This is a genomic window from Anaerobacillus alkalilacustris, from assembly GCF_001866005.1.
Classification (GTDB): Bacteria; Bacillota; Bacilli; order Bacillales; family Anaerobacillaceae; genus Anaerobacillus; species Anaerobacillus alkalilacustris.
In genome coordinates, this window is record NZ_MLQR01000020.1 from 48,049 (window position 1) to 74,588 (window position 26,540).

At 32.5% G+C, this 26,540-nt stretch carries 22 protein-coding genes, 2 pseudogenes and 1 riboswitch; of the genes and pseudogenes, 21 read left to right on the plus strand and 3 right to left on the minus strand.

Annotation, left to right across the window (positions count from 1 at the left end):
- Positions 1-157: 157 nt before the first annotated feature.
- The 12 genes and pseudogenes from BKP37_RS08350 to BKP37_RS08400 all read left to right on the plus strand — a co-directional run bounded on the left by BKP37_RS08350 (position 158) and on the right by BKP37_RS08400 (position 14,832).
- A complete protein-coding gene (locus tag BKP37_RS08350) occupies positions 158-358 on the plus strand; it encodes a hypothetical protein (protein WP_071309158.1) in 201 nt (66 codons plus the stop codon).
- 335 nt (positions 359-693) lie between these two features.
- Positions 694-2,520 (plus strand): MotA/TolQ/ExbB proton channel family protein, encoded by a 1,827-nt coding sequence (locus tag BKP37_RS08355; RefSeq protein WP_071309159.1) that lies wholly within the window; start codon positions 694-696, stop codon positions 2,518-2,520.
- Positions 2,513-3,208 carry an OmpA family protein gene (locus tag BKP37_RS08360; protein ID WP_071309160.1) on the plus strand — a complete coding sequence of 232 codons (696 nt, stop codon included), beginning with the start codon at positions 2,513-2,515 and terminating at the stop codon, positions 3,206-3,208. The genes BKP37_RS08355 and BKP37_RS08360 overlap by 8 nt, the downstream gene beginning before the upstream one ends.
- A 1,198-nt stretch (positions 3,209-4,406) precedes the next feature.
- Positions 4,407-7,163, plus strand: a complete 2,757-nt coding sequence (gene ppc, locus BKP37_RS08365) for a phosphoenolpyruvate carboxylase (RefSeq protein WP_071309161.1) — start codon at positions 4,407-4,409, stop codon at positions 7,161-7,163.
- Positions 7,164-7,642: 479 nt separating this feature from the next.
- Positions 7,643-7,930: a hypothetical protein gene (locus BKP37_RS08370; protein ID WP_071309162.1), complete on the plus strand. Its 288-nt coding sequence runs from the start codon at positions 7,643-7,645 to the stop codon at positions 7,928-7,930.
- A gap of 411 nt (positions 7,931-8,341) precedes the next feature.
- Complete coding sequence (locus tag BKP37_RS08375; protein ID WP_071309163.1) at positions 8,342-9,439, plus strand: ATP-binding protein; 1,098 nt, start codon at positions 8,342-8,344, stop codon at positions 9,437-9,439.
- Positions 9,440-9,525: 86 nt separating this feature from the next.
- A complete protein-coding gene (locus tag BKP37_RS20970) occupies positions 9,526-9,750 on the plus strand; it encodes a hypothetical protein (protein ID WP_071309164.1) in 225 nt (74 codons plus the stop codon).
- 5 nt (positions 9,751-9,755) lie between these two features.
- Positions 9,756-10,064 (plus strand): DMT family transporter, encoded by a 309-nt coding sequence (locus tag BKP37_RS08385; RefSeq protein WP_071309165.1) that lies wholly within the window; start codon positions 9,756-9,758, stop codon positions 10,062-10,064.
- Between the two features lie 49 nt (positions 10,065-10,113).
- Positions 10,114-10,446: pseudogene (locus BKP37_RS19165) on the plus strand (DMT family transporter); the annotation flags it as partial.
- Positions 10,447-10,516: 70 nt separating this feature from the next.
- On the plus strand, positions 10,517-11,167 hold the full coding sequence (locus tag BKP37_RS08390; protein ID WP_071309166.1) for an MOSC domain-containing protein: 651 nt from the start codon (positions 10,517-10,519) through the stop codon (positions 11,165-11,167).
- Positions 11,168-11,380: 213 nt separating this feature from the next.
- A complete protein-coding gene (locus BKP37_RS08395) occupies positions 11,381-11,743 on the plus strand; it encodes a putative zinc-binding protein (protein WP_071309167.1) in 363 nt (120 codons plus the stop codon).
- A 1,070-nt stretch (positions 11,744-12,813) separates the two neighbouring features.
- On the plus strand, positions 12,814-14,832 hold the full coding sequence (locus BKP37_RS08400) for a methyl-accepting chemotaxis protein (protein ID WP_071309168.1): 2,019 nt from the start codon (positions 12,814-12,816) through the stop codon (positions 14,830-14,832).
- A 102-nt stretch (positions 14,833-14,934) separates the two neighbouring features.
- On the opposite strand, the gene BKP37_RS08405 is transcribed toward BKP37_RS08400, so the two are convergent.
- Positions 14,935-16,122, minus strand: coding sequence for a glycosyl hydrolase family 18 protein (locus BKP37_RS08405; protein ID WP_071309169.1), 1,188 nt, complete (start codon positions 16,120-16,122; stop codon positions 14,935-14,937).
- Between the two features lie 164 nt (positions 16,123-16,286).
- Here BKP37_RS08405 and BKP37_RS08410 point away from each other — a divergent pair, with 164 nt between their 5' ends.
- The 3 genes from BKP37_RS08410 (at position 16,287) to BKP37_RS08415 (ending at position 18,748) form a co-directional block, all read left to right on the plus strand.
- The gene (locus tag BKP37_RS08410) at positions 16,287-16,796 is read left to right on the plus strand and encodes a hypothetical protein (RefSeq protein ID WP_071309170.1); all 510 of its coding nucleotides are present in this window, start codon (positions 16,287-16,289) and stop codon (positions 16,794-16,796) included.
- 237 nt (positions 16,797-17,033) lie between these two features.
- Positions 17,034-17,195, plus strand: coding sequence for a hypothetical protein (locus BKP37_RS19990; RefSeq protein ID WP_169823103.1), 162 nt, complete (start codon positions 17,034-17,036; stop codon positions 17,193-17,195).
- 497 nt (positions 17,196-17,692) lie between these two features.
- A complete protein-coding gene (locus tag BKP37_RS08415) occupies positions 17,693-18,748 on the plus strand; it encodes an LLM class flavin-dependent oxidoreductase (RefSeq protein ID WP_071309171.1) in 1,056 nt (351 codons plus the stop codon).
- 312 nt (positions 18,749-19,060) lie between these two features.
- On the opposite strand, the gene BKP37_RS19995 is transcribed toward BKP37_RS08415, so the two are convergent.
- On the minus strand, positions 19,061-19,198 hold the full coding sequence (locus tag BKP37_RS19995) for a hypothetical protein (RefSeq protein ID WP_169823102.1): 138 nt from the start codon (positions 19,196-19,198) through the stop codon (positions 19,061-19,063).
- Between the two features lie 283 nt (positions 19,199-19,481).
- Between BKP37_RS19995 and BKP37_RS08420 the strand changes: the two genes are divergently transcribed.
- The 5 genes and pseudogenes from BKP37_RS08420 to BKP37_RS20695 all read left to right on the plus strand — a co-directional run bounded on the left by BKP37_RS08420 (position 19,482) and on the right by BKP37_RS20695 (position 24,044).
- Positions 19,482-19,679 carry a hypothetical protein gene (locus BKP37_RS08420; protein WP_071309172.1) on the plus strand — a complete coding sequence of 66 codons (198 nt, stop codon included), beginning with the start codon at positions 19,482-19,484 and terminating at the stop codon, positions 19,677-19,679.
- Between the two features lie 612 nt (positions 19,680-20,291).
- Positions 20,292-20,371, plus strand: a riboswitch (ZMP/ZTP riboswitch).
- 332 nt (positions 20,372-20,703) lie between these two features.
- On the plus strand, positions 20,704-21,903 hold the full coding sequence (locus BKP37_RS08425) for a phosphoglycerate dehydrogenase (protein WP_071309173.1): 1,200 nt from the start codon (positions 20,704-20,706) through the stop codon (positions 21,901-21,903).
- 512 nt (positions 21,904-22,415) lie between these two features.
- Positions 22,416-23,150, plus strand: coding sequence for a sulfite exporter TauE/SafE family protein (locus BKP37_RS08430; RefSeq protein ID WP_071309174.1), 735 nt, complete (start codon positions 22,416-22,418; stop codon positions 23,148-23,150).
- 175 nt (positions 23,151-23,325) lie between these two features.
- On the plus strand, positions 23,326-23,700 hold the full coding sequence (locus BKP37_RS20690; protein ID WP_281243022.1) for a DNA alkylation repair protein: 375 nt from the start codon (positions 23,326-23,328) through the stop codon (positions 23,698-23,700).
- A 5-nt stretch (positions 23,701-23,705) separates the two neighbouring features.
- Positions 23,706-24,044, plus strand: a pseudogene (locus tag BKP37_RS20695) (DNA alkylation repair protein).
- An 838-nt stretch (positions 24,045-24,882) separates the two neighbouring features.
- Here the strand turns inward: BKP37_RS20695 and BKP37_RS08440 are convergent.
- Positions 24,883-25,254, minus strand: coding sequence for a hypothetical protein (locus BKP37_RS08440; RefSeq protein ID WP_071309175.1), 372 nt, complete (start codon positions 25,252-25,254; stop codon positions 24,883-24,885).
- A gap of 683 nt (positions 25,255-25,937) precedes the next feature.
- Between BKP37_RS08440 and arr the strand changes: the two genes are divergently transcribed.
- Complete coding sequence (gene arr, locus BKP37_RS08445; RefSeq protein WP_071309176.1) at positions 25,938-26,354, plus strand: NAD(+)--rifampin ADP-ribosyltransferase; 417 nt, start codon at positions 25,938-25,940, stop codon at positions 26,352-26,354.
- Positions 26,355-26,540 lie beyond the last annotated feature (186 nt).

The window sequence follows — 26,540 nt, forward strand, 5'->3', positions numbered from 1 at the left end:
GAAATCATAATACATAATTTACATCATTAGACATAGTTTCACATCACTAAATTAATGCAATTTGAAGCATGTTCTAATAAAAGAATATTTTCTCAGCTCACTCACTCAGAGGAATTTGGTGCATAGAATAAAGCATCAAACATAGGAGTGATACAATATGGGAAAAAAGAAAAAAGTTGCTCCATTAACAGCAAATCAAAAATATGAATACACAATGAAGATGGTAACATCTAAATCTTGTATCACGTGTAAACGTCAATGTGCAAGAGGCTTGGCTTATATAGAAAAAATGAATAAGCCTGGTGCGGTAGGTAAAGGAGTTCCATGTATATTAACAAAAGGAAAAGCATATCAATAGCCCATACATTTTGGGCTATTGATTATTTAACATATAACTAGTTATTACGCGGACGTAGATGAAATTTGTGCACAATTCACGAGTAACCATTCATTTTTTCTTTCAGCAGTAGGATCTCTAATAGTGATGATATTTTAGTACTTCTTTTAATTACAATAATAGATAAGTTGCTAATACACAAAAAATAGAAAGTAAACGCTTTAAACTCCGACCCCCCATGCATGAATTGTCCAACTTATGAATAGCTATAAAAAAAGAGGTTTAAGTGACAAGTTGCAAAATAGTTGCACTTTCTACTTTCGTCTTTTAACTCTTTATAGTAGGGGGGAAATTCAGTGGTTGAAGCAATTTTAAAAATTTTTATAAGTGAACAGCAGGCTCAATCTATTTTATCAAATTCATTGATTGAATTTATTTTTATGGTCTTATTTGTAGGGTTTGTAGTCGCTGTTGTCAGTCATTTTATTTTGTATAGTAGATTAAGAAGAGTACGCGATTTCATTAGTTCAACAAATTCATTAGATATTGACCCATTGAATCAATTTCAAGGTGAATTTGAACAAAAGAAGAAAAGTGAAAAAGTAAAAGTAGAAACTTTTGTTCAAAAGAAGTTTTCAAGTTGGCGAATGTTAAATGTACCGGTTGTTAGTCTCATTAAAATCATCCAGATGACTGTATCTGTTTTTATTTTAGTTGGTGTATTAGGGACATTTATTGGTCTTGCAATGTCACTAGGTAGTATCGATTCAACAGGAGATCAGTTAGTAGAAAACGTGGCACTTGTACTATCTGGAATAGATGTAGCATTTTATACGAGTATTGCAGGTATGGGACTATCGTTAATCATGACAGTACTTACGAAAGTAATTAATACGGAATATATGTTAACGGACATTATGTTAAAAACAGAGTCTTATTTAGATGAACAAGATCAAGATGAGATGGCACGCCTCATTGAAGTTTCAGAAACAATTAATTCATCTATTGTCGAGCTTCGAAAAACAAATGAAGAATCACTCGGCAACATTGTAGAATCTTTCAAAGGGTTTCAAGAGTATACAGTTGGATTGCAGCAATCAGCACGTGATTTAGCAAAGTTTAATGATGGTTTAACCGAAAATTTGAGAGATTTCAATGTGCTTTTTCACAGTGTAAAAAAAGTTACTGAAGGTTTTGATAGTGGTGTCACTAAGCTAAATAAGAATTTTGACCAATTATTCACTTATTTTTACAAGATGGATCAAAGAAACGAAAAGATGACGGCTGCGTTTACTGAAACATATAAAAAAGTTTCAGAACTTACAAACTCTCAGACAGAAACGTTGAACGAATTTCAAACTTCTGTTAGTGATTTGAAGGACTTCTTCTCAACTATTTCTGATAGGCAAGAATCCATGTATGGTGCATTTGAGAGAATGAATGTTCAGAGCGATAATCTAGTAAAATTAATGAAAGAAAACAATCGACAGTTTAAAGGGATTTTTGGAGATGATCTAAGTTCAAAATTATTGGGAATTACTACTTATTTAAAAGAACTTAGAAAAGATTTTGATCGGTTAGGCTCCTCGATTGTCAGACTGCCTGAAGCATTAGATATGATAAATAGAGCTCAGGAAGAATATAAAAGTCTATTATCAGAACGTTTTGATGAACTGAAGCAATTTAATCAAGACTTCAGTAATCACCTGAAAGCTCATGCTGTTGATTCTCAAACCTTTGAAAAAAACTTGAATGATGCGACACGTTCATATGAGCAAATAGGTATAAAAAATCAACAATTACTAAACGAAATTAATCGTACAATCACACAAATGACTGATTCATTTAATCATCGAGAAAACCAAATTGAGGCAAGCGTTGGTATACTTAAAGATACACTTTCAAGATATGTCACTAATTTAGAGGGAACTCTTGGAGATAAACTGGATAAAGTTAGTAGAAACATCGGCGACTATGTCGTTGATATGAATGACGCCGTAAAAAAAGAGTTTAAACAATTAGGGGAAATAACAACAGAAAATCAACAAAGAAATAGTCGCTATACTCAGCAAACGATCAATGATTTAAATCAAGAAATCCAGAACTTAAATCGTAATCTTCATGTTTTCGCACAAGAAGCAGTGAGACAAAGTCAACGAATAAGGGTTGGAAGCAATGAATAATAAATATAGAAAATTATTTAAAGGTGAGCAGGAGGAAGGTTATTTCTGGCCGTCATTCACAGATTTGTTAACGGTGATCTTACTTTGTTTCATCTTAATCTTTATCATTATGATGGTCATAAAATCATTTCAAATAGAAGAGATGAAACGAACGATCGACCAAATCATGGGTGTTAGAGTAGATCTAATCAATGATTTAAATGAAGAATTTAGTGCTTCTAGTGTAGACATAGAGATCGACGAAAAAACTGGTGCGATGATTTTTAGTACGGATATTTTGTTTGAATTTGATGCAGCTGTCTTAAAGCCTGAGGGTTATGAATTTTTAAATGAGTTTGTTCCAATGTATTTAGACGTCTTGTTGGAACGGGGATATAAGGACTATATATCAGAAATTATCATTGAAGGTCATGCAGATCAAATTGGGGACTATTTATACAACTTAGAGCTTTCTCAACAAAGAGCTTTTAGCGTAGCTGAATATATTTTAAGTAAAGATTTTCCGTATCAAAATATTCAGATTCATTTAAAAGAGAAATTAACGGTCAACGGAAGGTCTTATACTGACGGACGTACTGATGAAGCTGGAAAATATAGTCATCAAGCCTCAAGGCGCGTCGAATTTAAATTCCGATTAAAAGATCAAGAGATATTAGAGAAAACACGAGAGTTGCTCGGTGGAAAGTAGTGTATATTATACCTTTGCGACACAGTTTTTCAGTAGAATGGGAAACTGTGTCTTTTTCTCATTATCAGAATTTATAAATTTCTAACTTGAAAACTGTCTAGCTCCAGGCGCCATCAGCTCTATCACTTCAGTCAAGTTTCTGACTTCACTGACTTCCTAGATTGCTTCTTTGATGATGCTTCATGCTACTTTGCTCCTGCGATTACTCGTCGCACAAATCACTGCTTCGAGAAGCCTACTTCGAAGCAGTGCTGTCAGACGCAGAAGCATATAGATTGCGTTCAAAGAGCAGACCTCTACTTGCCGACCTTCCAGTTTTTGTCGCCGATCACATCTCCAATAAGAAAAATAATGTCAGGATCAACCTTTTGAGATAACTCAGAGGCAGAATAATAAATGATTGACATTATTAAACTAGATGGTAATATTCACAGTTTTAATGAAAATAATTACAGTTTTCTCCCACTCTTAAGGGGAAGTAAGACCCCTACTTCAAAACGTAGGACAACCGAAAAAACTTAGGTAGATGATAAATGCCCATTAAGGTCCGATAAGGTAAACTAACAATCAGTGAGGGATGAGGAAAATCTTCACTGATTGTTAGTTCACTTTATAATGGGATTATTAATAATTTTGTTTAAGTATGGAAAAATTAACTTTATGATAATCAGAAGGATGTTGATTCGTTATTTTTAATTTAGATATATTAAATATGAAGCAAAGCTTAAAGTAAATTATTGATAAATCTACATACTAGATTATAATGGAATTAAATAGGTGTATGTCAAAATCGGTCGAAAGAAGGGTTTAACTGACCATGCCATTGAATTTTTTTAGCTTTTAAAGGATAAAAAATTCTCATTCTTACAGCGTGTTTTTTCTTTGTTATACAAAAAATAATAAAATATAAATTCAAAATTTTCATTACTTTTAGAAATGGTTTTAAACATAAAAGTATCTGAAATGATGGATTATTCTAATTATTTTTGTTAATATAGGGAGAACTAGCAATTTAGGTACTACCTTTTTGGGAAGGGACGCTTTTTGTCCGGGTGGGACATTGATGTCTACCAGTCGTAGTTGATATCGTTTATGTAGGTCAAAGAAAAATGGTTTGTCGATAGAAAGCTACCTTTGTTACCGTAGGCTTTTCTAATTTAACATGAAAGAAATGATTTTATAATTGGGGGATGATTAAATGATCAATGTTACAGTAGATAACAGTTCTCTTTTGAGGAACGATGTGAGGAAACTTGGGAATATCTTAGGAGAAATTCTCGTCCATGAAGGTGGAATTTCATTATTAGAAAAAGTTGAAGCAATAAGGAAGAAGGCAAAAAGCTTAAGAGAAAACTATAATGAAGAATTATACTTAAGTTTTAAAGAAGAGATTAGTAGTCTTAAGCCACCTGTACGCCAACAAGTTATTCGTGCTTTTTCAATTTATTTTCATCTAGTAAATATTGCAGAACAAAATCATAGGATCCGCCGTCACCGCCAATATCATTTACATGAAAAAGGCTGTGTACAACCCATTTCGATTGAAAGTGCGGTATCTTCTTTAAAAGAAAACCATTTTTCTGAAGATGTTATTCAAAAAGTTTTAAATGATTTATCAATTGAACTAATTATCACGGCTCATCCAACAGAGGCAACAAAGCGGACGGTGCTTGAAACACAAAAGCGCATATCAAAGTTACTTCAGCAATTTGACAATCCGATATTACTAAAGAAACAAAGAAAAGATTTGGATGAGAGTTTATTTAATGAAGTTACTGCTTTATGGCAAACTGATGAATTACGTTATCGCAAGCCAACGGTACTTGATGAAGTTAAAAATGGTCTTTATTATTTTGACGATACATTATTTGAGGTCCTACCAGATATACATGAAGAGTTAGAAAATCAGTTACAAAGTTATTATCCGTCTCATTCGTGGAAAGTGCCAAACTTTCTATTCTTCGGTTCGTGGATTGGTGGAGATCGTGATGGAAATCCTAACGTTACGCCAGAAATTACGTGGGAAACATTAAAACTTCAGCGGAAATTAGTGTTAAAAAAATATAAAGAAGCAGCAACTGAGTTAATGAAACGTTTTAGTCAAGCTAGTTCTCGAGTATCAATAAGTGAAGAGTTAATTCAGTCCGTTAAACAAGATGAGCAATTATATCTAGAGCCTGGAGAAGCTTGGCCGATTAAGAACGAGATTTATCGACGTAAGTTTGCTGTAATCCTTAAACGTTTACGAAACGTAGGAAACACAAAAATTGGTTATCGTTCAGCAGAAGAATTATTGAAGGATCTTGTAATGGTTAAAGAATGTGCTGAAAAACATCAGCCTGCAAATAATAAACTTAAAAAGATTCGAAAACTAATTCGTCAAGTTGAGTTATTCGGCTTCCATCTAGCTACACTTGATATTAGAAACCATAGTGGGGAACATGAAACTGCGGTAACTGAAATTTTAAAAGCTGTTAACATAACTGATGATTATTCTGCCCTACCTGAGAATGAGAAGGTTGCAGTTCTTGAGAAAGTTTTGGGTGAACCAAGACCACTATTATTAGTGGAAGAAGATTATTCTGAAGAAACACAAGAAGTATTAAACGTATTCCAAATGATTAAGAAAGCTCATTCTGAATTTGGAAGTCGCTCAATAGAAGTATACTTAGTTAGTATGACTCAATCAGCAAGTGACCTACTTGAAGTACTTGTTCTAGCTAAAGAGGCTGGTATCTATCGTTTACATGCAGATGGGAAAGTAGAAAGTCATTTACATGTAGCGCCATTACTTGAAACAGTTGATGACTTAATTGCAGGTCCTGGTATTATGAAGACATTATTTGAAATGGATGTTTATCGTAATCACATTACTGAAAGAGGAAATCACCAAGAAATCATGCTTGGTTATTCAGATGGAAGTAAAGACGGCGGAACATTAACAGCAAATTGGAAGCTTTTCAAAGCTCAGAAAGAAATCCATGATATGGCTAAGGAATTTAATATTAAATTGAAATTCTTCCATGGACGTGGTGGTTCATTAGGACGTGGAGGCGGACCTCTTAATCGTAGTATTTTATCACAACCTGCTGAAACGCTTGGTGATGGAGTGAAAATAACTGAACAAGGTGAAGTTCTATCTTCACGTTATTTATTAGAAGATATTGCTTATCGAAATCTAGAACAGGCAGCATCAGCATTATTAGAAGCTTCTGCAAATGCTTCGAAAAATTTATTACAAGGCTTTGTACGTGAAAAGTCATGGGAAGATGCGATGGAAGAAGCTTCAAAACATGCATTAGCAAAATATCAATCACTTGTCTTTGGAGACCCAGATTTCTTAACTTACTTTAAACAAGCGACACCTTTAAGAGAATTAGGAGCATTAAATATTGGCTCTAGGCCGATGAGTCGTAAGGGAAGCGAACGCTTTGAAGATTTACGCGCGATTCCATGGGTGTTTGCTTGGACACAGTCTAGACAAATGATCCCTGCTTGGTATGCGGCTGGTACAGGTTTGCAATCTTTCGCAATGAAGAGTGATCAGAATTTAAGACTGCTTCAGGACATGTATAAGAAATGGCCATTCTTCCAATCAACAATTAATAACCTTCAAATGGCATTAATGAAAGCTGATCTACAGACGGCAAAAGAATATATTAATTTAGTTGAGGATAAAGAAATAGCAGAAAGAATTTTCAATGATATTTCAGATGAATACAAAAGAACAAGGGAAATTCTTTTACTAATTACAGGTAATCAAGAACTTCTTGAGCATACACCAACTATCCAAGAATCTGTTCGTAGACGTAATCCTTACGTAGACCCATTGAGCTTCTTACAAGTTCATTTGATCAAAAACATGCGTGAGACAGACGACAACTATGAAGAGCTTCTAACAGAAGTGCTACTTTCTATTAGTGGTGTTGCTGCTGGATTAGTGAATACAGGTTGATTATTTTCATTAAGGTGCTAAGTACGAAAATAACAGGACTCAAAAAGAGTTCTGTTATTTTTTTTGCCTGAAAAAGCAACATTAACTTATCGGACCTTAAGGGGCAGTTAATCCCCCCACGTAAATTTTCGATTTTCTTACGTTTTGAGGTGGGGGTCTTACTGCCCCTTAAGAGTGGGATAAATCTACCACTGAATGTACGAGTTTATCTAATCGATGAATAAATTATATCATTTTATGAAAGAGGTTAAATTTTCTTTGTTAAAAAAACTAACTTGAAATATCTGAATATTAATAATTTAATCTATAATACAAAATAAGTTAAATAATTGTAATGAGAACGAACTTCTTGCATATCCATATACAATGTTAGTGGACATGGGTTATGACGAACAAGTTTAACTAAATATCACTAGTCTTCTAGTATATAACTAACTTTTGTTAAGAAACTATAAACATTTAGAAAGGGCTGATTACCTTTGATTATTGAATTTAAAGAATCTCACTCTGAAAAAGAAATAGTGAACAAATTTATCGAACTAATACGACTTAATAAGCATGTGAAATTAAATAAATCTAATCCACTTTTAACCTATAATGTTCGTGAATTTATTAAAACATCAAATATTCACCCCAAAAAACTTACAAAAGTTTTTGGAAGTAAATGCATAATGGATAAACTAAAAGAAGAGTTCCCAATTGAGGTCATTGAACACCCTCAATTCATAGATTTCCATTGGGTTGATAATCATGTAATAACTAATTAGATTAAAAAAGTAATTATGAGTGAAGCTGACATATTAATTTATAAATCGCTTGAAGCAAGAATACATCCTGTAGATATAACATCTAGGGGGATAGTTTTAATGATCATATTTATTAAACATATTATGTATTTAAATTATTAAATCTAGGCGTTTTCCAAAAAACAATGGAGAGCGCTATTTTAATGTTACTTTAATGAATTCTTCCCCATTCATGCAACACGCCACTAAGATATATTAACTACTTACACGGACTGTCTTAACTAAATTTAGTTTCGCTAACGTTTTTTGTTAATTACGAAAATTATTTTTTTCTAAAAATAAAACACTGTATCTAGTTTAAATACCTTATAAAATACGAGACATAATAAGGAAGAATTTATAAGGTTCAATTATTACCCTTGGAGGTTTCTAATGTTTAAATGTCCAGAAGAAAATAATATGATCCATGATAAAATAATCAACTCTATGGTTCAAAATATTGCAATTATCGATAAAGAAGGAAATTTAATTCTGACGAATAATCAATGGGATGATTTCTATAGGAATAATGGTGGTAGCAAAGAAACATGTGGAATAGGTATAAATTATTTTGATGTTTGTATGAAGAGTTATAAAGAAGGTGGGTTAAACGAAATGTTGTATGTCATAGAAAACATACAATTAGTGTTAAATCGAGAAAAGAACCTATTCACCTACGAGTATTCGTGTCACTCTCCAAATGAGAGAAGGTGGTTTGTAATGTATGTGACTCCACTGCATGAGGAAACTAACTATATGAATTGTGCAGTAATTGTCCATTTAGATATTACCAATAAAAAATTTGCTGAGGAACAAGCTAAGTACCAAGAAAGAGTTTCCGCAATAGGCCAGGTAGTTTCATCGTTAGCAGATGAAATTCGAAATCCACTAACTATACTAAAAGGGTTTTGGTATTTGTTTGATGATCATTCTCATAATTTAAAGGCTTTTTCAGAAGTTATTATTGATGAAATCAATAAAATTGAAGAGATTATTAATCGGTTTCTAGCAATTTCAGATCCAATAAATGAAAAATTTGAAAAAGTTAATATAAATGAGTTGCTATTAGAAACAATAAAGTTGATTGATTTTGACCCTGAAAAACATGATATTATACATTCTTATCGGATAGTACAAAATAGCATTACAGTGCCAGTTATTAGAAGTCAAATCATAACAGCTTTTTCAAATATAATTAAAAATGCGTTATCTTCCATGCCCAATGGTGGTAAGTTATCGATAAATATAGATGTAACCGATGGAAACCTTACGATTGAATTTTTAGACGAGGGTTGTGGAATTCCGAAACAATTATTATCAAAATTAGGAGAACCATTTTATTTGCTTAGCAAACATGGGAATGGTCTTGGCTTAATGATCGTTCAACAAATTATTAATAAACATAAGGGAAGCGTTGCGATTGAAAGTGAAGTGAACAAGGGAACTAGTGTTAAGATTTATTTACCTATGTACGAAAATTCAGGACGATAAATTTAACTTAATGAAGTAGAAATTTGTTTTTTAGAATAAAAGAGAGGACTTCGTCTGCTTTTATTCTAATGTGTAACTAGTATAAATTGACAAAAATCCGTCTGGACCCGGAATTACTGAGCAATTTACAAAAACAATTTGTAGTTTGGCAGGATGAAATAGAGAAGGAGCATACTGATTCTTTACACTCCACTATAGCCCGTCTAGCTGTCGATGGACTATGGTTTGCGGAAATATTTGGATTGGCACCACTTGAAAAGGACGTTAGAGAACGTGTATTACATGAACTTCTTAGATGGACAAAGGAGTGAGGTAGTTGATTTATCTTCTATTATTTACCGCAATCATTATTAGCAGTTTTGGAGATATTGCTTTGAAAAAATCTAAAAGTTTTAGACGTAAAGGAATAGCTATAGTAGGAGTCCTTTTCTATTTATTCACATTTTATTTGTTGTCAAATATCGTACAAGAAATATCTGTAGGCGTTACTTATGCTACATGGAGTGGTCTTGGGGTTGTTCTGACAAGTTTAGCTGGAGAGTTTTTATTCAGAGAGAAACTTAATTTGAAGGCTGTTACATCAATGTTCGTAAATATTATAGGAGTGGTTTTACTAAATATTTAAGGAGCATGAGCCTGACGATGAAAAATAAAAGAGGTGCTATTTACTACTTGCAATCTTTTTTGAAGTTTTTGCTACTACTAACATTAAACTTTCAGAAGGATTTTCTATTATTGAGTACAATCTAGCTGTAGTAGTAGGTGTGTTATGTTCCATTTACTTTTTTGCACGTTCTCTGGAAGAACTTCCACTTACTATTGCTTATGCCATTTGGGTCGGAGTAGGAACATTGCTTATTACTATTATAGGAATCGTTTTATTTAAAGAGGTCGTAGGAGGACTTCGTACATTAGTATTAGTAATGGTAATTATTGGAGTCATATCATTAAATTATTATTCTAAAGATACAAAAGAGAAACAAAATTTGAAAGAAAAATCAGCTTAATTTTTTAAACTCGGACAAAAAGTGAACTAGCTTTATAGCAAAGCCTATTAAACTAATTTGGAGGAAAAACATGCCTAATCATACGAACAAAATAATATCTGTTAATGTTGGAATGCCAAAGAGTATAACTTTTCAAGAGAAAAGTTTATTTACTGGGATAAATAAACAAGAAGTGAATAAACCGATCTTCTTATATAAAGAAACGTTCGAAGGTGACGGTCAAGCAGACCTTGATAATCATGGTGGAGAAGATAAGGCAGTTTGTGTATATTCTTATCAGTATTATCCATTTTGGCAGAAAAGGTTACAGCAACCACTTTCATTCGGTGCATTTGGAGAAAACCTAACTATAGATGGCCTCACAGAAGAGGTAGTGTGTATCGGAGACATTTATGAATTGGGAGATGCGATTGTTCAAGTTACGCAACCACGACAACCATGTCACAAATTGGCTCAAAAATATAATGAGCCAGAACTTCCATTGTGGGTTCAAAATTCAGGTTATACGGGCTTTTATTTTAGAGTGTTACAAGAAGGCTTAGTAACAAAAGTTAAACCTATGAAACTACTAGAAAGAAATTCTAAAAGCGTAACAATATCTTTTGCAAACAAAATCATGTATCACGATAAAATCAATATTGAGGGTATTAATAAAATTTTAGAAGTAGACGAGTTGTCTACAAGTTGGAGAAATGTATTTATGAAACGTATGGGAGTATAGTATGATTCATAATTTGAACGTGGAATAGATACACCTAACTTTTATTTTTTTCAAACAAATCAATTCGTTTGGTAAAGGGGACAAGGATAATTTCATTGAAATTTTGTAGCGTTTATCACATTTTAATCTAGGAGTTTACGTTATAATACTAACTAATTTAAATTGTGAAAAAACAAAATATTCTGATCGAATGAAATAGGGAGATGAACAAGAATGTCAAAAAACAATTTACCTCTTGTCTATTCATGTTCCGGTTGTTCCTCGGCTGCACAAACTGCTAACATGATTGCAATAAAAATGGATCGAGAAAAAATTGCCGAAATGTCCTGTATTGCTGGAGTAGGTGGTGATGTAAAACCACTTGTTAAAACGGCCAAATCAGGGAGAGATATAATAGCTATTGATGGTTGCCCTTTAGCTTGTTGCAAAAATTGTTTATCTAGACATGAAGTTAAACCAAAGCATCATTTTGTACTATCTGATTTTGAAGTACCAAAAATAATGGGCGAAGATCCAAATCCAGATCAGTATGCAAGTTGTTATAATCAAATTTTAGAGTTAATTGAAAATGCTTAATAAAAATAGACAAACTATAATGTATAGACTGTTAAATGGCTAGAAAACTAAGAAGGTTATGATAAAAGTGCATAAAGTTTAATAGACAAGACATTATCTTCTCGGATATTGTAAAAAAGGGCAATCGACACAACTTTAAACGTAATAAGTTTGTTCGAGTCGAGTGAGATAAAGGGGAGCTGAATGACACTAGGTTATCGTTATGGAGGCAAGGAAGCCTTTCTAGTCGATAAGCACTTGCGCTAGAAATCATTTTAAGTTCAAAATTGATAAACTCTAATTTCTAAATAAAAGAACGCATACTGTGCGTTCTTTTATAGTTTCATTGATTATGATATCATGGTCGACGTATCGTTCACTGCTGTTTAGATGGCTAATAGCATTTATAGCAACTTTGCAGCGTCACCTGCTGTAATGATCGTATGAACACGAACAACAGCTATTGTTTAAGCTGCCCAAGTTCCTTCAATGTTAGCTTTCCGCTCGCTATCAACCACAATTACCTTTCTAATTCTTGGCTCAGTATTGATATAAATTAGCTAAAAAGATCCAAGACAAATATCATATAAAAACTCTAAATGCTGGTGAGTAGAGAATGCTATCCGAATCGTTTTTTACGGAGCTTCCTGGATGGAAAAACAATTTCCCGACAAAATATTTAAGTTTTTTATTCAATAAAAAAGGTAAAGTTTTAGTAAAAGAAGTTTATTATTTACCTTTTTTGTATTAAATTCAAAAATAAAATTGTATATGAAGCACAGAGGCAACAACCTTATAGATGAATATATTTGATTTTAGGTCGTTCATTCTTCCTCCATAAAACAAACATTTATAAATTTTTTTCTAATGTGCTATATTTATTTTATCAAAAGTAAAAAAGAAGTAAAAATAAACAAAAATATTTAATATTGGGTAATAGAAAACTTTACAATATCGAAAATTGGTATAAAATAGAGAATGTAAGCCCTTTTATTCAACTAGGCCTTTTTAACTGTGAAAAACTAATTAGGAGGTGGTAGATTTAGAGATAGAAGTATTTTTCTCATAGTTGATATCTTAGGAGGAGGATTATGCTTAAGAAAAAAGGAAAAAAAAGTGCGCAATTAAGAAAGAGGAATAATAAGAATTTTATCTTTAATAATGCTACATTAAAAACGAAATTAATAGTATCATTTATACTACTTGGTGTGATACCAAGCATTATTATCGCTAGTTTTGTATTTTCAGTTTCCAGGAACACTATAGAAGATAAAGTATCAGAGATGACTCATGAAATAGGCTTTCATTTAGCAAATAATATAAATACAATGATTAATGAAATCGTACAAACTACATTAATTCCTTTTGGTAACTCTGAATTGTTAGATAACCTTGTTGGAAGTGAACAAAACTTAACAGAATATGATATATTTCAGAAAAACAGAAATGCGACAGATGGATTAACTGCAATCACAAATACTAATAGAAATCTTGAAAATATACAATTTGTACGGAATGATGGAGTTCGTTACGGTCCGCAAAATATTTATTTAAATGTACAAGAATTCATTAATTCAGACATTAAGAAGCAGGCTTATGAACTCAATGGTACCTTATTATGGAGTCATGGCTTTCAAAATGATCATGAAAATATTTACCTATTTAAAAGTGCTAGAGACTATTCAGGGAGAGATCGGGGAGTATTTATTTATACAATAAGTAGCGATATCTTTAACGATGTTGTAGGATCGGACGTAACTTTAGAGAGAACAATTTATATTGTGGATGAGGAAAATCAAGTTATTGCAAGTAATAATTATGAAGAAGTTGGAAATCGGTATACAGGGCATTTAAATACGAATAACAATAGTAGTGAATTAATTTCACATAATGAATTATCAAATGGTTGGCAAGTAGTTATTTCTACACAAAAGTCTTATTTAATGAAAGAAATTAATAGTGTTGTGTATTTAATTTATTTAATTGTTTTCATTTGTATTGTTATATCTATTTTGGTAGGCATTAAGATTACATATAGCATAACAAAACCGTTAAGTAAGATGGTAGCATTGATGAGTAAAGCAGAACATGGAGATTTAACTGTTCAAACCGATTACCTTCGAAACAATGAAATTGGTCGATTAGGACAAAGTTTTAATAATATGCTAGCAAATATAAAGAATATTATACAAGAAAATAAAAAGGTAGCTGAAAGCGCTGTCGAAAATGCCGATCATTTAAAGAAGATTTCTAATGAATCATCCGAAGCAGCAGAACAAATTGCAACGGCCATTGAAGAAGTCGCAAAAGGGTCAGTGGAACAAGTTGATTATGCTGAAAAAACAAACCAAGAAATGAAAGGGTTATCTCAAGAAATCTTAGACGTAACTAATAATGTAGAGAATGTGACAATAGCCACTGCTAAAACAAAGGATTTAAGTAGTAATTCAATAAGTAATATGAATGAATTAACCACACTTAATAAAGATGTACAAGAAAAAATTTATGAGATTGAGCAAACAATTGTAAAACTAGGTAAAGATGTTACCGGTATTCAAGGAATAATAAAAATTATTAAAGATATAAGTGAACAAACCAATTTATTATCATTAAATGCTAGTATTGAAGCTGCAAGAGCTGGAGAATCCGGAAGAGGATTTGCTGTAGTGGCTAATGAGGTTAGAAAGCTTGCAGAACAATCAAAAGAGTCAACAATGAATATAGAGAAAATTATTAATCAAATTTTACACCAAACAGAATGTTCGGTAGATTTAGTTAGGTCCTCAACAACATTATTTGATATTCAAACAAATTCAATAAATAAAACTAGAGATTCTTTCGAGCATATATTAAATGATACGAATGTCATTATTAATGATGTTTCTAGAATCGGAAATTCTATTGCGAAAATTAATGTAAGCAAAGAGAAAGTTGAGGAAGCAATTGTAGAAATGGTTAGTGTAGCAGAACTTTCATCATCAACAACAGAAGAAGTTACAGCTACAACAGAAGAACAATTTGCTGCGGCGGAAGAACTCGGTCACTTATCAGAAAGATTGTCTAATACAATTTTAGAGTTAGAGCGAATGATTAATAAATTTAAAATTTAATTTGATATACTTGATGTTTACTGCTATAAATTATAAAAAAATAACCAACAGTAAAAAGCCTCTTCTATAAGATCGAGGCTTTTTCTTTTGAGCTAGTTTACATCACAATATCTTTTGGATTTTAAACATTTCCGAAAGTAATTCCCAATTTTCCGGGAAACTACGGCCTAGTATAAAGTAACTAGCACCTCTGAGTGAATATTCATTAATAAGATCTAGTTTTGCTTTCATACTTCGAGCGTCTTCAAACCATACGATATGTTCATTACCAGCTGTGTCATAGTAGGTGAAAAATGGTGCTTGCACGTTGTAGTCATATCGGATGACGGCTCCAACTTCTCTTGCTAGATTTACTGCTTCTCTTGGTCCGATTGTTTCTGCAAAATCAACAGTTGGATCAAATGGTAACTGCCAATCGTATCCGTATAGTGGGAGTCCTAACATAATTTTATCGTTAGGAATTACCGATGTTGCATAGTCTAGTACGGCACGCATGGTTGGTAAAGGTGAGACGGCCCCTGGTGGACCACTAAACCAACCTCCAATATCATATGTCATCAAATTAACAAAATCAACAATTTGACCATGGGCTGCATAATCGTGATCAAGCCCTCCGAACCAAGCAACAGGTTCACTAGGCCCAACTTTTGGGGCTAACGTAGTAGAAACTAACACTCCTTGTTCTTTAATTCTCGGTGTAATCTGCCGTAGGAATTCATTATATAATTCTCGATCTTCAGGATAATTCTCTTCGAAATCAATATTTACAGCAAAATACGGCTTTTCTGCTAAAATAGCTACTAAATTTGATACAAAGCGCTCTCTAGCTGTTTCATTCGTAAATAATTCTCTAGTGATAGTAGGTGAAAATTCCTCGCCAGTAAAATTAGTTATGACAAAGATCGGTACGGCATCAGTATCTTCAATTGCATTCAAAATTTCATCGTCATTTATTGGAGTAAGCTCACCGCTAAAGGTTACACGGTAACTTGAAACATTGAAGTAAGTCAAATATGGTGCGTATTTATAAACAATATTGACTGCATTTGGATCATCCACACGAACATAAGCATTTACTTCAATTGGTCGATATCGATAATGCATCGGAGTTTGATAAAAAAACGGATTGATAAAACGATTAGTTGTTGGGATAACTAGTGTTTGGCCTGGAACTAACGGTGTTTCTGGACTAATTTCATTTACATTACTTAAGATTTCCAGAGGGACACCATAACTATTAGCAATCGACCAAAGCGAATCTCCACTACTTACAACAGCAATTTGAACCATAAAATCACTCCTTACTTATTCAAATTAAAATATTCCGTTATTCATTTAGTTGTGCAAGGAACACGATATCTTCGTTTATTCCACAAATAAAACAAAATGGAAGTGTAACTTATCTTTTGATTCACCGTCTAAAGAATGAATAGTAGTTTTAAGGAGGGATATTGATGGGATTTAAAATTTCAATAATGATTTTTACTTTGTTTCTTTTTGGAATGGGAGTGACGGGATGTGGGATCAGTGATAACCAAGACTTATCTTTGTCTAGTAACGTAATAAAAACTGAGAAAACATTACCAGCTTCCTTTTACGAGTTAGCTGAGCAAGGTACGTTAGCGTACAAAGTAACAAATCAAGATGCTTTTAATGAGCATTGGGATTACTTTGGGTTAACAGGAGTTCCAAAAGATGTTGATTGGGATAGTCAAGCTATACTGTTTCTAGGGATTATTGAATCGGGGTCATGTCCACTTGAGTTTTATACTGTTGAATTAAGTACTGATAAGTCGGAATTGATTATTCATCTTAAAGCAGAAACCGAACGTGCTTGTACGGATGATGCAACCCCAAGAACATTTGTATTAGCACTTGATGCAGACGAAGTAACCGAAGTTTCTTATATAAACGTTTATAATTATTATGGATTAAACCCAAGAGTTAAAATTTATGAAAATTAATAACAAAAGTATTAATGAAAATTCATAATTTTTGTCACTAGGATACTGTATATAGACTCGATGAAGCGTTTGTAACTCTATATAGTTTCATGCAACACATTTTTTGCAAATATGAATTCACTCATATAGAAAACATTATCGCTAAAGAACTTGATTAATTTCATTGGAAAAAGTACAAAGCTACAGTAGTAAAATAGTGAAGAGATATAACTATGCTAAGTTTGAGAGGGGGATGAAATGGAGAAACAAATTTTTGTTGGTTGGGGTACACTTGCTTTAATTAATGCTGGATTAGCACAGGGAAAGAACAGATCTGGTCTTAACTGGTTTTTAATTTCATTGTTTCTTGGTCCGTTAGCTACCTTCTTATTATTACTACAAGAAAAATTGCCAGAATAATATTATTTAGGACTACTAAAACAAAGACAGCAGATTTTCATAAGTTATTCTAACTGCATTATGAAGTTGTATTTTTTGACCGGACGTTCATATGTTCGGTTTTTTGTTTTATAATCAGAATTTACAAATTTCTAACTTGGAAACTGTCTAGCTTCAGTGCCTTTCGCTCGTGACCAAGGCGCTTGCGCTTTTCTTATTTTATTGAGCCTTTCCATTCTTCAAGGTAATATATATGATTAGCTTTTTTTAGTGTAAGTTAAATGATCTTTTAGGCGGTTAAATATTAGACATAGATTATTTGAGGTTGAAAATAAACCGAGGAGATGTTATTGGAACATCCTACTTGTTTTTGTTATATCCGTATTAGAATATAGGAACGTCTAATCGATGAAGATAGTTCACGAAACTTGAAATGAAGAGGGGAAAGCTTCAGAATAAAGATATACTTTGGGGTTTATTTAACTATTTGTTGACATAATGTATAGGAGGAATGATTGATGGAGATTGGTGTAAGTACGTTTGTTGAGACGACACCAGATGTTCAGACTGGCGAGGTGATAAGTCATGCACAGAGATTACGTGAGGTTGTAGAAGAAATCGTACTTGCTGATCAAGTTGGGTTAGATGTATTTGGTGTTGGCGAACACCATCGAGAAGATTTTGCAGCCTCCTCACCAGCTATCGTCTTGGCAGCAGCTGCTTCACAGACGAAACGAATAAGGTTGACTAGCGCAGTAACCGTGTTATCTTCGGCTGATCCGGTTCGTGTATTTCAAGACTTTGCAAGTCTAGATGGTATTTCAAACGGTCGAGCAGAAATTATGGCTGGCCGGGGATCTTTTATCGAATCTTTTCCGTTGTTTGGCTATGATTTACAAGATTACGATGAACTGTTCAATGAGAACTTAGAATTGTTGTTAAAAATACGTGAATCTGAAAAAGTGACATGGAGAGGTGGTCATCGTCCAGCTATTAACAACTTAGGTGTTTACCCACGCCCAGTACAAAACCCATTACCTGTGTGGATTGGTAGTGGAGGTAACCCAGAATCAGTCATCCGTGCAGGGGTACTCGGATTACCTCTAGTATTAGCGATTATTGGAGGAAATCCAGTAAATTTTGCGCCGCTTGTACAGATCTATAAGAAAGCAGCCTCAAAGGCAGGCCATGATATATCTAATTTGCCTGTGGCATCACATTCGCACGGCTTTATCGCAGAAGATACTGAGAATGCTGCAGATAAATTTTTTCCATCGACACAATACGTAATGAACGTACTTGGGCGAGAACGAGGTTGGGGTCATTATGATCGATCGAGTTTTGATGCGGCACGTAGCTTTGAAGGTGCACTATATGTAGGAGACCCACAAACGGTTGCTAATAAAATTATACATCTACGAAAGAAAGTAGGTATAACACGTTTTATGCTACATGTACCAGTCGGCTCAATGCCACATGATGATGTAATGAAAACTATCGAGCTTTTAGGAACGGAAGTGGCGCCGAGAGTTCGAGAGGAAATCTCTAGATGGGAAAGAGGAGCGAATAATTAACTTGATCTAAGAATGTTTTGTTTAGGTCAGTTATACCTGTGGATGAGGATTTTCTAGATGATAACTATCTTATTTAATGCTTGTGTAGGACAAAATACTAACAATCAACGAGCGATAACAATACCCACTGATTGTTAGTATTTTATAGTAAGAAATGAAGGTTTTCATTCTCATTATTATTTTTATAAATATCATAATTCATTATTTATGTATATTAGATACTTTATCAATCGTTTGTGATTAATTATAGGTTAATGCGACCCGTTTTTGGTCATTGTGAAATTCACTCTTATAACTAAAGTAGTTAAATTATTATTCTGTTTCTTTAAGTAATCCCTTTTTCTTGGCAAGGATAATTTTTGCCTCATTATAAGATAACCCTGATTGTTTATTCAGCCGTTTAACTTCATTTATATTTGTCCCAGCAATGGTTAATTTTCTTTTATCCATGATGCTCACTCCTTTTAAAGTAGTTTTGTTTTGCTTTTCAAAAAATATACTATACCTGTAAACAGACTGTTTTTTGCATCTGACTTATACATTGATAAAAACTAAATTTACCAGCAGTTTTTGTCATTCTTTATGGACCCTGTTCAGCCGGAAGGTCTTTATTAATTATGTTACAATATGTTTAATATAATTTTTTGTTTATAAAAATTTTTAAGCTAGAAACGTGGACTTTTTATATGAATTCAAATGTGAGAGTAGAGAATAATTTTTAGGAGGGTTTGAAATGGAAAAAGCATTGGATAGAATTAAAATGCAACTCGCACAAATGGATAAAGAAAATAAATGGGCAGAGGTTGATAGAGATGAGGTTATTGATCTACTAATTTTTGAAGAAATTAAGGCAGCTTCTTATCAATATGCTTATGAAAAAGTGGGGAAAATGGTAGAATTTCTCATTAAAGAAGGAGAAGCTTTAAAGTGAAAATTTCTTTCACTTATAGTTTACCGACTTTAAAGTAGGATGGTTTCTAAACTATAAGTGTAACTAAATATAAGTGAAGAAGTATTTACATTAATTTCTAAAATCGTAATTATAGGAATGGTTGAAACCTCCTCCTTTATTTTATTAAAACATAACTTAGTACAAACTAGAGTTTCAGATTTAGGAGGAAAGAGGTATGAATAAAACTTATATTACATCTTTCTCTTCTTCTACATATGTACTTTCTGGGTCGTAATATAAATCAGATGGGTCAGAATTTTGATGATAGCTACTTCCATTGAGAGTAATCATAAGCGATGATCCTACTAAAAACTCGTTAACACTACCGACGAAGATTTTGAAACAGAAGAGGAGAGCAGTGAATTTGAAAATGAAGATAAATTATCTGAAAACAGGACAATACAGGTCGATGCAAATCTTGAAAAAGCTGACTCTCCAAGGAGTATCCGCCTACCGATCGTATAAGACGCAAAAGGCACTGTTTAATTAGATCGAACAAGCTTCATTGATAAAGTATATAAAATCATAAGGAATAACTTATAAACTTATAGTTGAAGATTTAAAAACAATCTGATAATATTAAAGAAACTAAAGGCTATGTGTAACTGGCGAAAACGGATAACCGTAAGGGAGCACATAGTATCGAATAGCCGTTCGCCTGGGCAGAGGTAAGGGATTTATTCCCTTACCTCTTTATGCATATAGGAGGAGATAGCTAAACAACCAGAGAATAATTCAACATTAATTGTATGTAAGTAAAACAATATCATGTTACTATAACTTGAGCTTTAACTTAATATAAATTTTCATATAGTTTATTAATATGTTGTTGGGCATGATATAATTGGAAAGATTACGTATTTCTTTGTTGAAAAATGTTAAATAATTTGTAGATTTTTTTAAAATTTTTAAAAAATACTATTATTTTAATAGTATCTGCTTTATGATAAAATAATAATTTAGAAAATTTAAAACTATCAAAAAGAAAGAGGCGTTAAACAGAATGAGCACAATTACTGTAGACAAAGTAAACACAATTAAAACATTAAATAATATTGCTGAAAGTGGACTTAGAATATTTAACAAGGAACAATATACTATTGATAACGATAGTGAAAATCCTGATGCTATAGTTGTTCGTAGTGCGAATATGCACTCAATTAAATTCAATAATGAATTAAAAGCAATTGCACGTGCAGGTGCAGGTGTTAATAATATACCAGTTGACCAATGTACAGAAACTGGTATTGTTGTTTTTAATACTCCAGGAGCAAATGCAAATGCTGTAAAAGAGCTTGTACTTACTTCTTTAATCGCTGCATCTCGTAACCTTTTTGAAGGTGTTGCTTGGGCAAAAACATTAGAAGCTGAAGGAGAAAAAATTCCAAAGCTTGTAGAAGAAGGTAAAAAGAATTTCGTTGGGAAAGAAATTCGAGGGAAAACTTTAGGGGTTATTGGTTTAGGAGCGATCGGTGCGCTTGTAGCCAATGATGCACTTGATTTAGATATGGATGTGATTGGTTTTGATCCGTTCATCTCTGTTGATACGGCATGGAATTTATCGCGTAATGTACACCGTGCTATGTCAATTGAAGAGTTATTTGCAAAGTCTGATTATATCACTGTACACGTTCCATTAACTGCAGATACAAAAGGTATGTTTAATGAAGAAACATTTAAAATTATGAAAGACGATGTTTATATTTTAAACTTCTCACGCGGCGGACTTGTAAATGAAAAAGATATTGCTGTTGCACTTGAAAGTGGAAAAGTTGGGAAATACATTACTGACTTCCCTAATGAAGATGTAGTAAAAATGAAAAATGCTGTACCAATTCCTCACCTTGGTGCATCTACTGAAGAATCTGAAGAAAATTGTGCAGTTATGGCAGCTCGTCAATTGAAAGAATTTCTTGAAACAGGAAACATTAAAAATTCAGTTAACTTTCCTAATGTTTCTCTACCATATACAGGAAAACGCCGTGTGGCTGCATTCCACAAAAACGTTCCGAACATGGTTGGTCAAATCACTTCTGCTATTTCTAACTATAATTTAAATATCGCAGACATGATTAACAGCAGCCGCGGGGATTATGCATACACAATGATTGACATTGATAACAAGGTAGACAATGACCTTATTCCTAGCCTAGAAGAGAAAATCAAACAAATCGCAGGTACTATTGGAGTTCGAATTATTTAACTTATAATTACAATTTTAACAAAGACGCTCTCCCATTTTAAGGGTAGCGTCTTTGTTTCATTTAAGTATAGTATATTTTCGACGTATAGAAATTTCTGTAGGAATAATACAGGTATACGCGACTAAGATAACTAGAACTAGATTTTTTATTTCATTTTCATCTAGTAATCGATGTCAGCACCGGTTATTGAATTTATGAATACACTTTATAAAATTGAAAAATAAGGATGGAAAAGAGGTAAAAGAATATCAAATAGAGGGACTGTTAAGTATAATTGGAATTATTACCTCTTTATTTAAAAAAGTGAAGGGAGCAGGACGAAAATGAATTAACAAAATAAAAATAGTCGTATTAAAAGTTTCTATAATAGAAATTGCTTGAAAGAATGCACTTTTAGCAACGAAGGATACGTCATTAAAATTTAAATAAGATTACATAATGATTCAAACAAGATTAGGTACTATAAAAAAGAAAATATTAAACGTTTCGACTAGAAAGAGGAGCAATCATAATGTTAACTGAACTTTTAATTATCATCATTATTATACTTATTGGAAGCTTTATTCAAGGTGTTAGTGGGTTTGGCTTTGGATTATTTGCCATGGGCTTTATACCTCTTTTTTTCTCAGTAAAAGAGAGTGCGTTGTTTGTTATGGCCCTATCATTAGTTGTTTCGGCTAGTATTATCTTTAGAAACTATAAACATATTCTCGTAAAATCACTTCTAATTATTTTAAGTGCATCACTTACTGGGCGAATAATTGCCTTTTTTATTTTAAATGCCTATGGGGAAATGGATTTTATGAAAAAGGTATTGGGATTATTCTTAATATCTATAGTTTTTTATCTGTTACTGAGTAATAAGGAACCTTCTGCAGCTATGTTAAAAACACATATTATTCCAATAATTTTTGGATTTTTCGGTGGTTTTATTGGTGGAATATTTGCTGTTGGTGGACCTTTTTTTGTATTTTACTTTTTATTGATTTTTAATAATAAATATCGATATAGTGCAAATTTACAAGTAGTATTTTTTGTTAATAATACCTTTTCATTATTGCTACATGGTTTAAATGGAGATTTTAATTCATCGTTTCTTTTATATTTTATAGTCGGAGTTGTCACAGTTATTATTGGAACAACACTTGGTTTGAAAATGTTCGATAGATTACCACGTGAAACGATCAAAAAGGTTGCGATGATTATTGTTTCATTAGCAGGGTTAAATTTAATTATTTTTTCATAAGGAAGTAAATATTGAGTAATCAAAGAACCGTTAATATGTTTAAAACTACAATAGATAAACTTTTTATATAGTGGAGAAACCAAAATTGTAATTAAATGTGGCAATTAAAGCTTTGAATTTATTTTTCACATATTTTTCAGATAGTAACGAAATGAAATAAAAACGGGAGGATTTTATGAAATATTTAGACTTTACTGGTTTAACTGCACAACATTTTATCAGTGAACTTGAGAAGTTTAAGGGTGAAACGCATATAAAGAAAGCACAAAAATATTTTAAAGGGGAAGACAGCACGACTGAATGTTTAGGTCTCCATATGAGAACGGTATTTCAGCTTTCTAAGTTATTTACCGATATGCCCTTAGATGAAGTGGAAAAAGTACTTGAAAGTCCATATTATGATGCAAGAATGGGTGCTATTAGTATTATGGATTTTCAAGCTAAAAAAAAGAAAGTGACCAAACAAAAACGAAAAGATCTTTTTGATTTATTTGTAGACACGATAGAATTAACAATTGGGATATTGTTGATAGAGCAGCTCCCTCAGTAGTAGGTATTTATCTCCTTGATAAACCTAAAGAAATTTTATATAAATTAGCGCTTTCAAGAAATATTTAGGAACGCAGAACTGCAATTGTGAACACATACGGCTTTATTAAAAATGGTGATACAGAACATACATTTCGAATTGCAGAGTTATTAGTTAACGATAAGGAAGCAATGATTAACAAAGCAGTAGGAAGTTGGATACGAGAAGCTGGGAAAAAAGATGAAGACGCTTTGAAAAAATTTTTAAATAAACACGCAGTAGCAATGCCGAGAATTACATTACGTTATGCGATCGAAAAATTGGATAAAACTACAAGAGATTACTATATGAAGTTAGGTAAATAATATAGCCACCTGACTTCAAAAATGCTCATCTATTAGTTCGAATGTTTTCGTAGTTTGATGAAAATAGGAGGCAAGGGCATCAAGAGGATGAATGATGCCTATTTTTATTGCTTTAGTTAGAAAAACGGTAACTAAAGTACTTGTTTGGAACCGTAGCATGATGTATTAGTAGTTTCAAGTATCTTATAGCAGATGTTGAATTAAAGATATTAGAGTGGGAACTGGCTAAACCAAAATGTTTGTAAGGTATTTGAAACAAAATTAAAATAATTGAAAAGCGAATTTACACAAAACGAAACAATTACGATTTGAACCAACGAGAATGAATAGTAATAATAAGTAACGGAATTTATTGGAATTAGTAAGGCGTCATGATTTTGGTTAATAAATTTAGAGCAAGCTATAAATTTTTGATTTTCCTAAATAATCTGCAACGCTTATAAATTTTAGAATTTTATTTTACATTAGCGAATTTCATTAGTATACAAAGTTTCTCAATTTTTTTCTGTCTCAAAACTAAAAGTTTACTTCTTATTTGAGACCATTTTCACTTTCGCTCTTTTGGTCATCATAATATATATTATGTAAACTAGGTTGAAACTAAAATAGAACAAGAGTTCACTTACTTCGTTCCTGAACAAAAAAAGTCTAAACTAAATTTTCTTTTGTTAATGCCTACAGCACACAAATTTCCCCTCCTAATAAAAACACAAAATGCCCTGACAATTTTTAGTGATTGTTAGGGCATTTTTAATTCTTTGGTATGCTGCTTAGGAATAAAATTTTCACAGATTCACCTTCGACTTCCACCCCATTCAGATCCGATTATTTTTTCTAATTATCCCATCTGCTTAACTACTTCAACATCATCAATAAAATTTTGCAAACTAAGTTTAAATTTATTATTCTCTAAATCTTTAGAGTAGCCAAGGCATAAGTTTAATATGCTGTTCAATTTCTCTCCTGTACCAGCAATAAAATATGTTGTAAGTGTTTGGTTCTTTTCACTTGCAAGGACAACAACCGTCGCCATCTCTAGTACATATTCTATATCTTCGTCTGAAATATTCCTACTCTTTTTCTTTAGGATATTAAATTCATAGCTATTAATCGAATGAATTCGTCCTTCAAGCAATTCAAGTATCGCTTTCTTATTGATTACGTAAACTCCTTTAACTAGCTCGATTTCCGGAGCATATGGATCGTCCAATATATATTTAATACGTTTATTTCTCTTCCATTTTACTCAATAAATGTCTCACCTAAATGATCATAAAATTTATTGTATGTGATCAAAAGTACTTTTAACTTCCTACTGTTATTTTACCCATAGAAGAACATCAACAATTTTCAAGTAAAAAAGCCTAATCATCCTTACCTTTACGGTGGAATTAGGCTTTGGTCTTCCCCAATCAAACTTATTGCGGAATCTACATTTTCTATTGAATAGTATATTTGTACTGTACATTAAATAAAGCTTTTTTTATCTTCTTTGCAGATAATAGCACCCAATCACTTAATCTTAGTATATAAACTGAAAGCCACCTGATTAAAGGTGGCTTTTTTCCTCTTATTCTTTTCACTTAATTATCCCCTATATTTTCAAAACCAAGTAAAGATGATCAAAAGAAAAATTTAATAACGTTCTTCAATTATAGGGGCAGATTGTTTAAATACCGTTTTTTTATACAAAACATATATCAGTCCATAAAACCCCTGCAACCATAAACTTTGATTGCTAATTAAAGCGTAGATAATAGGTATTTATCGTTCGAGATCATTCTCTCTACTTACATTATACTATCAATTATAAATTATTTATAGACTACACTTTCTAAAGTTCCTGTCCTATACTGTTTTATATAAACCTAAAAATATAAGAGGTGTATCAGTATGAATGACAAAAAAGATGTCTTAGAAAATGGTCCTTTCTTTCATGGTACTAAAGCAGAACTAAAAATTGGAGATCTATTAGAACCGCAACACTTATCGAATTACCAAGACAAAAAATCTAACTATATATATTTCACTGCAACATTAGATGCGGCAAAATGGGGTGCTGAATTAGCAACATCTAATTCAAAAGAAAGAATTTACATTGTAGAACCATTAGGTGATTTTGAAAATGATCCGAACTTAACTGACAAAAAATTTCCTGGAAACCCAACACGTTCTTATAGGTCTAAATCTCCTTTGAAAATAATCTCTGAATTAAGCTCATGGGAAAGACATTCCGATGAAGAAATAAATCATATGCTTACATCTTTAAAAAAGTTACGTGAACAAGGAAAAGCTGTAATAGATGATTAATCTTCAACATCTATAAAATCATGAATAATAAGAACCAATAATCAACTTGCTTTTACAATTGGTTTTCGTTTCGGCACCGGAGCGCACCAAGAAGCGCAAAACTTAGAACTTGAGTGTCGCCCACACCCGCCCAACTTTTGACATCTGTACAAATTTAAACCGAACTCCTCCCCCTCAATCCTTGAG